This window comes from Parafrankia soli (assembly GCF_001854695.1).
Lineage (GTDB): Bacteria > Actinomycetota > Actinomycetes > Frankiales > Frankiaceae > Parafrankia > Parafrankia soli.
The window spans coordinates 1-10193 of the sequence record NZ_MAXA01000031.1; the positions used below are offsets into that span (position 1 = coordinate 1).

General features: G+C 66.6%; 9 protein-coding genes and 4 pseudogenes. 7 read left to right on the top strand and 6 right to left on the bottom strand.

The annotated features are described in order from the left end of the window. A partial coding sequence (locus tag BBK14_RS04590) for a transposase (RefSeq protein ID WP_198541176.1) occupies positions 1-424 on the top strand: 424 nt, incomplete at its 5' end. 66 nt (positions 425-490) lie between these two features. On the opposite strand, the gene BBK14_RS04595 is transcribed toward BBK14_RS04590, so the two are convergent. The 3 genes and pseudogenes from BBK14_RS04595 to BBK14_RS04600 all read right to left on the bottom strand — a co-directional run bounded on the left by BBK14_RS04595 (position 491) and on the right by BBK14_RS04600 (position 2570). After that, positions 491-1558 carry an integrase core domain-containing protein gene (locus BBK14_RS04595; protein ID WP_071059960.1) on the bottom strand — a complete coding sequence of 356 codons (1068 nt, stop codon included), beginning with the start codon at positions 1556-1558 and terminating at the stop codon, positions 491-493. Positions 1559-1617: 59 nt separating this feature from the next. Then, a pseudogene (locus BBK14_RS34590) lies at positions 1618-1886 on the bottom strand (transposase); the annotation flags it as partial. A 129-nt stretch (positions 1887-2015) separates the two neighbouring features. Further along, positions 2016-2570 carry a Uma2 family endonuclease gene (locus BBK14_RS04600; protein WP_083390718.1) on the bottom strand — a complete coding sequence of 185 codons (555 nt, stop codon included), beginning with the start codon at positions 2568-2570 and terminating at the stop codon, positions 2016-2018. Positions 2571-2896: 326 nt separating this feature from the next. On the opposite strand from BBK14_RS04600, the pseudogene BBK14_RS04605 reads away from it, so the two are divergent. The 4 genes and pseudogenes from BBK14_RS04605 to BBK14_RS04620 form a co-directional block, all read left to right on the top strand. Beyond that, positions 2897-3370: pseudogene (locus BBK14_RS04605) on the top strand (DDE-type integrase/transposase/recombinase); the annotation flags it as partial. A gap of 363 nt (positions 3371-3733) precedes the next feature. Further along, a pseudogene (locus BBK14_RS04610) lies at positions 3734-4484 on the top strand (SDR family NAD(P)-dependent oxidoreductase). Between the two features lie 54 nt (positions 4485-4538). Further along, entirely contained in the window at positions 4539-5297 is a 759-nt protein-coding gene (locus tag BBK14_RS04615; protein WP_071059962.1) for a TylF/MycF family methyltransferase, read from the top strand. A 207-nt stretch (positions 5298-5504) separates the two neighbouring features. After that, a complete protein-coding gene (locus BBK14_RS04620; RefSeq protein ID WP_241831133.1) occupies positions 5505-5915 on the top strand; it encodes a nitroreductase/quinone reductase family protein in 411 nt (136 codons plus the stop codon). Here BBK14_RS04620 and BBK14_RS04625 read toward each other — a convergent pair. Together BBK14_RS04625 and BBK14_RS36635 are read right to left on the bottom strand one after the other, a co-directional pair. Then, on the bottom strand, positions 5912-6931 hold the full coding sequence (locus BBK14_RS04625) for an integrase core domain-containing protein (RefSeq protein WP_241831135.1): 1020 nt from the start codon (positions 6929-6931) through the stop codon (positions 5912-5914). The genes BBK14_RS04620 and BBK14_RS04625 overlap by 4 nt on opposite strands. Positions 6932-7059: 128 nt before the next feature. After that, positions 7060-7143: pseudogene (locus BBK14_RS36635) on the bottom strand (IS6 family transposase); the annotation flags it as partial. Positions 7144-7698: 555 nt separating this feature from the next. Between BBK14_RS36635 and BBK14_RS04630 the strand changes: the two are divergent. Beyond that, positions 7699-8085 carry a hypothetical protein gene (locus BBK14_RS04630; RefSeq protein ID WP_131802161.1) on the top strand — a complete coding sequence of 129 codons (387 nt, stop codon included), beginning with the start codon at positions 7699-7701 and terminating at the stop codon, positions 8083-8085. Positions 8086-9054: 969 nt separating this feature from the next. Here the strand turns inward: BBK14_RS04630 and BBK14_RS04635 are convergent. Beyond that, complete coding sequence (locus tag BBK14_RS04635) at positions 9055-9300, bottom strand: hypothetical protein (RefSeq protein WP_241831134.1); 246 nt, start codon at positions 9298-9300, stop codon at positions 9055-9057. 330 nt (positions 9301-9630) lie between these two features. Between BBK14_RS04635 and BBK14_RS37670 the strand changes: the two genes are divergently transcribed. After that, on the top strand, positions 9631-10193 hold a 563-nt coding region (locus BBK14_RS37670; protein ID WP_131802163.1), incomplete at its 3' end, for a hypothetical protein.

The window sequence follows — 10193 nt, forward strand, 5'->3', positions numbered from 1 at the left end:
CTCCTGGACCCCGGCCCGCCAACGCGGCACCGACACCATCGTGATCAAATTTGCGGCGGCGACCTGCACACCGTGTCCCGCCCGCGACCAGTGCACCACCTCGAAGAAACACCGCCGGCAGCTCACCGTGCACCCCCGCGACGCCTACCACGCCCAAGCCGACGCCCGCGCCCGGCAGGACACCACCGACTGGCAGGCGAAATACGCGCTGCGGGCAGGGGTCGAGGGCACCATCCGCCAGGGCGTCGCCGTCACCGACCTACRCCACACCCGCTACCACGGCCTGGCCAAGACCCACCTGCAACACGTGTTCTCCGCGGTCGCGCTCAACCTGATCCGCCTCGACGCATGGTGGAACGGCCACCCCCTCGACCGCACCCGCACCAGCCACCTCGCACGCCTCGAACTCACCCACGCCGCATAAGGCCGAATTAGCCAGCAGGGTCGGTGTGGGGTGCCAGAACTCGGTCACCGGTGTTGACCTGGTCTTTTAGGCGGCTCGTTCGTATTCGTTGATCAGGCCGCCGAGGATGGGTCGGCGCCTGATCCGTTCCTTGGTCAGGTCTGCGATGGGGTGGTCGGGCCGTGGTGGTTGAAGGCCACAACCGCGGTGGGGTCGTCGTCCGTTGTAGTGCCGTGCGTACTCGGCCAGGACGGTGCGCAGGTGCCGTTCACTGACGATCAGCATGCGGTCGGTGACCTCGGCCCGGACGGTGCGGACGAACCGTTCCGCGTAGGCGTTCGCGCGGGGTGTTCGGGGTGGGATCGTGATGGTGGTGATGCCGGCGTCGGCGAGGACCGTGTCGAAGGAGACGGTGAACTGTCCGGCCCGGTCACGGATCAGGAACTGGAAGTCGGCAGCCCGGTCGCCGAGGTCCAGGAGAAGGTTCCGGATCTGTTGGGTGGTCCATGGTCCGTCGGGGTGGGCGGTGACCCCGAGGATGTGGACGGAGCGGGAGCCGACCTCCAGGACGAAGAAGCAGTACAGCCGCCGCAGCGTCACGGCGCAGTCCACATGGAAGAAATCGACCGCCAGCATCGTCGACGCCTGGGTGCGCAGGAACTGCCGCCACGTCGTGTCGGTCTGCCGTTTCGGTGCCGGGGGCAACCCGAATGCCTTCAAGATCCGGCGGATCGTGGATGCGCTGACCCGGTGGCCGAGCTTGAGGAGTTCGCCCTGGATTCGCTGGTAGCCCCATGTCGTGTTCTCGGTCGCGAGCCGCTCGATCAGCGTGGCGATCTCCGGGTTGATCGGTGGCCGTCCTGCCCGGCGCGGATGGGTCCATTTCCGTGTGACCAGACGGCGGTGCCACCGTAGGACGGTGCCGGGGGTGACCAGCCGGTGCGCTCGCAGCGTCCTGGGGAGAACCCTGATCAGCGCGGCGAGTACCGCCCGGTCCGCCCAGTCCCACCGGGGCTTGGGCTGGGTACGGCGCAGCACCGCGACCTCGTGCCGTAACACGAGCAGCTCGATGTCCTTCGACGCCGACGAACGACCGAAGAGGACAAGCCAGCCGCACACTCGAACGAAGATCAGATAGAGCAGTCGCACGGACATAGCTGACCATCATGCCGACGGTCCCGTACTGTCGCATCAGCCCAGGTCACAGGCCCAGGCCGGCTTCTGGCACCCCACAGGATCTGCTCCCAGCGGCCCTCGATCCGCCACAGGCGCCAGTAGTGATAGACCGTCTGCCAGGGCGGCAGGTCATGGGGCAGCAGCCGCCAGGAACATCCCGCCCGTATCCAGTACGCCAACGCGTTCACGATTTCCCGGCGTTCATGCGCCGGCGGCCGGCCACCGGGTTGGGATCGGGAATCAACGGAGCGATCAGCTCCCATTCGGCATCGGACAGATCGGTCGGATACCAGCGCCTCTCGACCATCACCAGCCCCTTCCGCCGAGGCTTCACACACCCCCTGACCTACCCCATCCTGACCCTTTTCAGACACCCTCTAGCAGCTTGATCGACTTAGCGGAAGTGGCATTGGGGCTGGTGGACGATCCGCTTGCACTATGGCTGGGTGAGGTCAATCTTCACAGGGAACGGAGCCACAGCTTCGACGACACCCGTGTAGACATCGCCAACTCGGTAGGTTCCCGCGGCCGGGTCGAGCACGTACGTATAGACGAGAGGGACACCAGCGGCGGACTGCTCGATCCGCCAGTAGAATTGGATGCCGGCTCGGGCGTACTGCTCCGGCTTGAAAACACGGTCCGTGGTTTCAGAGCCCGGTGAGACTACTTCGCCGACGAGGAGGATGTTCTCCGGGCGCATCGGTGTGACGCCGACCGCGCTTGCCCGGTATACGACGATGTCGGGCCGACGGACCGTTAGCGGCACATCCTGGAGCCGGACATCGAAGTCAAGATCGGCGAACCACCCCGGAGCCCCCGCCAGCTCCATCCCGTTGGCGACCTTCCTCGCCAGCCGGTTATGTAGCAGGGAGGCGCTGGGGACCATGACGACCATCCCGTCCACGATCTCGATGTCCTTGCACTGTYCCTCGGACAGCGAGTTGTACAGATCCGCTGTGATCTGGTGGTGCATCCAGGCGGGAGCGACCATCTCCGCGGTCACGGCGCACCTCCCCGAATCGGCGACAGACCTGATGCCTCACGGCAAGCGTAGCGCGCTGGTCGTGTCTGCCGGCACTGTCTGATGATCGGGCACGCGGGTGGGGCGAGCCCACGAACGGCGGCGGCGCGTGTCGCGCATCGGCGCGGTCCCCGGCACGCCCAGGTCCTTGACGCCTGTGGGGCTCCAGAATCCGGGTTTCGGCCTGTGAGCTGGTCTTTTGCGGTTTACGTGATCTTCCGGGGGAGGTGTCAGGCGGCGTTACGGTACTCGTTGATCAGCCCGCCGAGGATGCGGGTGCGCCGGACGGTGGAACCCGAGGTCGGGGCGACTGTAGGTGGCGAGTCGGGTGGGCGCTGGCCGGGCGGTGGACGTACCTGTACAGGGCGGTTGACCAGCACGGGCAGGTCATCGACGTCCTCGCCAGCGAACGACGCGACCAGGCCGCGGCCCGAAAGTTCTTCACCGCGGCACTGACCCACGGCCGCCGGCCGGTCGAGGTCACCACCGACAAGGCACCCGTCTACCCGAGGATCCTTGACGAGCTGCTCCCCGAGACTTGCCATGTTGACGCCACCCGGGAGAACAACCGGATCGAGACAGATCATGGCAGGTTGAAAGCCCGGCTACGGCCGATGCGCGGGCTGAAACGGCTGCGCTCTGTCCAGACCGTCAGCTCAGGACACGCCCTCGTGCAGAACATCCGCCGCGGCCACTACGACCTTGCCACCCACACCGACCCGCATCTGAGGCTGGCCGCCGCATTCACCGAACTCGCCCAGGCCGTCTGACCACTGCTCACCGGGCCCCTGGCATGCCCTGCTTCCTCCGAACGCAACAGCGCCAGGCGCACGTATCGTTCGGCGGGAGGCCGACGGAAAAGGACCCGCTTCAAGCGGGCACCTCGCCGGCGGCCTACCCGACTCTGTGGGAGCCCGGGGGTGAGATCCCCCCGGGCCACCCGACCATGATCACCCTTGGGGTATCGCGGTGCCGGACCGCGCCGGAGAACCGCCTGCGGCCCCCTCGCGTGCCGGTTGACACCCGGCTCCAACCGCACTTGAGAGCGCTTCTAGCCACTTCTGTGATGTTTGCGCTTCCGAGACGGAATCTGCGGAGGAACAGTGGCCGAAACCACCACACGTACAGCGCTCGTGACGGGCGCCACCAGCGGCATCGGCCTGGAGATCGCGAGGCGGCTGGGACAGCGAGGTCACCAGGTCTACCTCTGCGCCCGCACGGCCGACGTTCTGTCCGACACCCTGGCCGCCCTGCGTGCCGAGGGCCTGACAGTGGACGKGCAGACCTGTGACTTCGCGCGAGGACATCCGGTCGCTCGTCCGGGGCGCGGTCGAGCGCTTCGGCCCGGTGGGCATCCTCGTGAACAACGCGGGCCGGCCGGGTGGCGGGGCCACCCGAGAGGTGTCGGACGAACTCTGGTTCGACGTGATCAACACCAATCTGAACAGCGTCTTCCTGCTGACCAAGGACGTCCTGAACCACGGCGGAATGCTGGAGCAGGGCTGGGGCCGGATCGTCAACATCGCCTCTACGGGCGGCAAGCAGGGTGTGTTGCACGGCGCGCCCTACTCGGCGTCGAAGCACGGCGTCGTCGGCTTCACCAAGGCCCTCGGTCTGGAGCTGGCCAAGACGGGCGTCACGGTCAACGCCGTCTGTCCGGGTTTCGTGGAGACGCCGATGGCCGAGCGGGTGCGGGAGGCCTACGCGGGGCTGTGGGACGTCTCCACCGAGGAGGCACTGGCCCGGGTGAGCGCCCGGGTGCCCATCGGCCGCTATGTGACGCCCGTCGAGGTCGCGGAGATGGTCGCCTACCTCTCCGGTCCGCACTCCGACGCGGTCACGGCCCAGGCCCTCAACGTCTGCGGTGGCCTCGGCAACTACTGACGGTTCCGGCCGCACGGCGAGCGGACCACGAACCCCGACGGGAAGGACGCGTCCATGGACGCCAACCATAACGCACACCTCTACCTCGACCTCCTGGAGAAGGTGGTCACCAATCTCGTTTACGGCGACGCCCCCATGCCGAGCGAATGGCTTCCCGAGCGGAATTTCCTGCCGGAGCGCCGCGAGGCCGGAATGGACTGGCCCAGTGTCGCGCACACCATGGTCGGCCTGAAGCRCATTCGCAATGTCCGGAACCTGCTCGACCGGGTGGTCGCCGACGGCGTTTCCGGTGATTTCATCGAGACCGGTGTCTGGCGCGGTGGTGTGTGCATCTTCGCGCGCGGCTATTTCAAGGCACACGGCATCACCGACCGGCGGGTCTGGCTGGCCGATTCCTTCCAGGGAATCCCGGACACCGGTGAGAACGGCCACCCGATGGACCGGGAGATGGCGCTGCACGACTCCAACGACGTCCTCGCCGTGTCCCAGGACATGGTCCGGGCGAACTTCGAGCGGTACGGGTTGCTGGACGACCAGGTCCGGTTCCTGCCGGGYTGGTTCCGCGACACGCTGCCATCCGCCCCCGTCGAGCGGCTGGCCGTGYTGCGGCTGGACGGCGACCTGTACGAATCGACCATGGACGCGCTGGAGAACCTCTACCCCAAGCTGTCCCGAGGCGGTTTCGTCATCATCGACGACTACATGATCCCTGCCTGCCGCAAGGCCGTCGACGAGTTCCGCGACCGCCACGCCATCACGGACGTCGTCGAGCCCATCGACGACTGCAGCGCCTACTGGCACCGCACCGCCTGACCGAGGCGGCCCCACCGGGGCGGCCCGCAGCCCTCGAGGGGGTCGCGGGTTGCCGTCGGGTGCGCGCGCAGGGGCACTGCCTGATTCGGCTGTGACCGACCCGGACGGCGCGCCGCGGTGATAGCCTCCCGACCGTGTCCCGCAGGCGGTGCGCCCGGCCGGGTGCGCGGTGGGCGGGCACAAGATTTCCCAGGGGTTTCCACCTACATGTCAGACGAGAATCAGTTCGAGGAATTTCTGAAGTTCCAGCAGGGGATCATCGACGAATTCCGTGCCAACGCAGGGAAAGTTGGCGGGATGTTCGAGGGTTCCACCCTGTGTCTTCTCACCACGACGGGGGCGCGCACCGGCCGGCCCCGCACCCAGCCGCTCGGCCTGATGCAGATCGACGGGCAGGACCTGGTCGTCGCCTCGGCGGCCGGCGCACCGACCCATCCGGCTTGGTACCACAACATCCGCAAGAATGCGATCGTGACGGTCGAGGCAGGCGATCGCACGTACCGGGCGATCGCCTCGGTCCCCCCGCGCGAGGAGCGCGACCGGCTCTTCTCGGAAATCGCCGCGCAGCAGCCTGTGGGGTGCCAGAACTCGGCCACCGGCGTTGACCTGGTCTTTTAGGCGGCTCGTTCGTATTCGTTGATCAGGCCGCCGAGGACGGGTCGGCGCTTGATCCGTTTCTTCGTCAGGTCGGCGACGGGGTGGTCGGGCCGGGGCGGTTGAAGGTCGCGGCTGCGGTGGGGTCGCCGTCCGTTGTAGTGGGCGGCGTACTCGGCCAGGACGGTGCGCAGATGCCGTTCGCCGAAGATCAGCATCCTGTCGGTGACTTCCGTTCGGACTGTGCGGACGAACCGTTCGGCGTAGGCGTTCGCCCGGGGCGTCCGGGGTGGGATCTTGACCGCGGTGATGCCGGCGTCGGCGAGGACCGCGTCGAAGGACGTGGTGAACTGCCCGGCCCGGTCACGGACCAGGAACTGGAAGTCGCCTGCTCGGTCGCCGAGGTCCATCAGAAGGTTCCGGATCTGCTGGGTGGTCCACAGCCCGTCCGGGTGGGCGGTGACCCCGAGGACATGGACGGAGCGGGAGCCGACTTCCAGGACGAAGAAGCAGTACAGACGCCGCAGCGTCACGGCGCAGTCCACGTGGAAGAAGTCGACCGCCAGCATCGTCGATGCCTGGGTGCGCAGGAACTGCCGCCACGTCGTGTCGGTCTGGCGTGTCGGTGCCGGGGGCAGCCGCAGGGACTTCAGGACCCGGCGGATCGYGGACGCGCCAATGCGGTGGCCGAGCTTGAGTAGCTCGCCCTGGATCCGCTGGTATCCCCACGTCGTGTTCTCGGTCGCGAGCCGCTCGATGAGGGTCGCGATCTCCGTGCTGACCGGCGGTCGTCCTGTCCGGTGCGGGTAGGTCCACTTCTGCGTGACCAGACGGCGGTGCCACCGTAGGACGGTGCCGGGGGTGATCAGCCGGTGCAGCCGCAGCCTTCTCGGCAGGAGTCGGATCAGGGCGGCGAGCACCGCCCGGTCCGCCCAGTCCCACCGGGGCTTGGGCTGGGTACGGCGCAGCACCGCGACCTCATGCCGCAACACCAACAGCTCGATGTCCTTGGACGCCGACGAACGACCGAGGAGAACCAGTCAGCCACACACCCGCACGAAGATCAGATACAGCAGGCGCACGGACACAACTGACCATCATGCCGCCAGCTCTACATCGTCGCATCATCCCAGGTCACAGGCCCAAGCCGACTTCTGGCACCCCACAGGTAGGACAGCGCGTACCGCAGGTACCACCGCACCGCCAGCACGATCACCTCGGGAGGGAACCGGAACCCGGCGAACTCCGACACCGGAGCCAGTGGACGGACACGACGTCGACGCATCAACCGATCATGACCGATCGGACGCCCCGCGATGGCCGACTTCGCCGATGCAACAGTGCCGGTCGACGACGATGCGCGTGGCGTTCGGGTCRAGCGTGGTGACCGGTCGCACCCCGCGCGCTCCGCCTTCAACCGCCCAGGCCTGACCACCCGATCGCCGACGTCACGATGGAACAGATCAAGCACCGGCACGTCCTCGGTGGCTTCGTCAACGAATACGAACGAGCCGCCTAAAAGACCAGGTCAACGCCGGTGGCCGATTTCTGGCACCCCACACGTTCCCCGCACCGGCCGCTCGTAGTCAATCCTCTGTGTCAAGAATCCCAACACCCAACTTGCAACATGGAAGCGCCAGTAGCTCATCTTCGCGCCATTCGCGATAAGTGTCCATACAGTGAACGGATGTCAAAATTCGCCAGACTTGCGGGCAAATAGTACGTATAGCACCTTTTGTCGGATGGCCCGTTGCTTCAAGATGAACAAGGAGCGATGCCAAGATCTACTCCAGCCGGAAAGGAAACGATGAAGAAACTACTCAAAACAGCTGTGGTGGCCATCGCCGTTGCGGCGGCGAGCTTTGCTCTCGCGCAGCCGGCGTCAGCCAACTCATTCGGACCGGTCGCGGTCGGCGACGGCACCGTCAGCTACAACGACGGGGAAGACCAGTTCTGCGCACAGGCGTACAACACTGAGGGTTCACGTTGGGTGGAGGTAACGCTGGTCCCGCTCAGCCGATCCGGCCCGAGCCCTACCTGGAGGGACTACAACAACTCCTATGACCACCCGGGTAGCACGTGCCGGAGCCTGGCTACTGCCTACGAGGACACCTACTATCGCGCCGACATCAAGACCTACTGGGGCGAGAGGGGGACTGTAGTAAATCGCGCGTCCCGCTACTTCTACAGCTAATAGCGCATCTTGATCGTGTCAACTCCCGGTACACCTGGCTGTCCGCTCGGAGGTGTATCCGACCGCGCTCTGGCCTGATTTTCGCGAGCCTCGGCACTCGGCAGACCCGGCGGTGCGCCATGAATGCTCACCGGATCGGCCGGGCATCGCGTTCCTCGTTCTCTCTGACACTCTGCTCAACCACTGAAATGACTCAGTGTAGATGGGGTGCGAGCCTGACTCCGGGTCGCTGCAGGGCGAGGATGCTAACGCCGGGCGTGCGACGGTTTGGGACGCGCGGCCGAGCGCGGGCGTGACACGAGCGTGGTCGATCGATCGACGGATCGGCTCAGCTGGGCTAGCCGGATTGGTAGGCACGGGCGTGTCTCCGGGCCGCTGCTTGGGTGCCGATGGTCGGGGCCAAGGTGCCCGCCCCGACCATCGGAGTACGCACCGCTGGCGATGAGCTCGATCACCCGGGAGAACACACCTGGTCCATATCCCAGGGATCCGGCCTCAACCGTCGGCTGACCACCGTACTGAGCCGGCACGCACCCGCACTGCTCGCTCGTGTCGGCGTCGGACCGGAGACCGGCCGCGGCCCTGCTCGTCGCCGCCGGAGACAAGCCGCAACGGCCTGACCAGCGACCGATCCGGCGCCGCCCTGTGCGGTGTCAGCCCCATCGAGGCATCGTCTGGCAGGACCCAACGGCACCGCCTTGGGTCGCGGCGGGGACCGCCAAGCCAACTCCGCCCTGCACCGCATCGCCATCACTCGGCTACGCTGCGACCCCCGCGCCTACCAGCAACGCCGCGCCGCGGAAGGCAAGACCCCGCGCGAAATCTACAACACTATCCCGCGTACCAGCCCACCGGCCACTTGACAACACAGGGGCGTCAGAGCCAGCCGGCCGGGCTGCGTTCATCGGGTGACCGCGGTTCGATCCACGAGTCAGAAAGAGCGCCAGTCTGGTGTCGGCAGCGGTCCGATCAAGAAGCAGGTGCGGTTGCGGTCGGGCGGGACATCCATTCAAGATCGCTTATCTTGACGTGCAGTGTCGCGGCGATCCGGTCGGAGGGAACTCCGGCGGCCAGGGATGCGCGGATCGCCTCGCCGCGCAGGCGACGCAGGGCGAGGCGGTGGGGGTGGGGTGTCCACATCAGTTCGTCGGCCAGCGACGCTCTATCGAGGGGATCGGGCGTGTTCTCGACCTGCTCGTAGGACATCACGGCCATATGGTTACCGGTTATCGGACTTGAGGCAACAGGATGATGACATCTTTCTGCTCTGATCGGAGAGGTGTGAGCGTGTGAGCGCCGCGCACGCGAGAGGCGGTGAGCGGAGCGCATTGCGCGTCGGTCAGCCGCGAGGGCTCTGGCCCCGTCCCTGATGGTGATCGAGAATGCCTGGGTGCCCTCGAGCCGGGTGGATCATCAGCCTGTTCCTTCGGTGTGGTGCCGCGACCGGACCCCAGGAGGGAGCGGCGCATACGCGTGGTCGTCGCGTAGTCTGCGAGTCACTCCCGTGGGACGGGATCGTCGATATTCGCGGAGGCGACGGCGACGGTGAAGGACCCAGCGACAGGCCGCTGCCCACGTCGTCTCCTGATCGAATTGGCCGCGGTGCAACGCGCCCAGCCGGGCGGCCATGTCCTGTCCCGGATCGTGTTCGACGGGACCGTCGCCGAGCTTCATCTGCGTAGGCCGGACGGGGAACAGCGCGCCCGAGTACCGCTGACCGCGGACCGGACGGCCTGCCATGTCCTTCTCGGTGGATCCCGCTACCTGACCGCACCGCCGGCCCGTCCTTGCAGACCGCCGCCAGTCGAGGAGACAGCGCGCGGACGGTTGTCCTACGCCGATCTTCTCCATGATCTTGGATTGCGTGCCGAGGGTCTGTCTTCCCGCGGTCATCTCCTGCGTTACTTCCAGATCGGTTTCGATGGTGCCGTGGCCGATGTGGTTGTCGTCAACATCGAGAACCCTCATGGCAGGTATCGGTCGATCTTCGATGTCACGCACAGTTCCGGCCCGCCGATCAACGTCCCGTATGCCATCGCCGCGTGGATCTCTGATGGTCACGGCACCCCCGGACCCGATGGCGTCCTCGAACGCGTCGTCTTGGCCCA

Excerpts from the sequence above, each read along its gene's own strand:
- BBK14_RS04630 (WP_131802161.1), top strand. The coding sequence starts at position 7,699 with ATGAAGAAACTACTCAAAACAGCTGTGGTGGCCATCGCCGTTGCGGCG.
- BBK14_RS04595 (WP_071059960.1), bottom strand. The coding sequence starts at position 1,558 with ATGTCCGTGCGACTGCTCTATCTGATCTTCGTTCGAGTGTGCGGCTGG.
- BBK14_RS04620 (WP_241831133.1), top strand. The coding sequence starts at position 5,505 with ATGTCAGACGAGAATCAGTTCGAGGAATTTCTGAAGTTCCAGCAGGGG.
- BBK14_RS04635 (WP_241831134.1), bottom strand. The coding sequence starts at position 9,300 with ATGGCCGTGATGTCCTACGAGCAGGTCGAGAACACGCCCGATCCCCTC.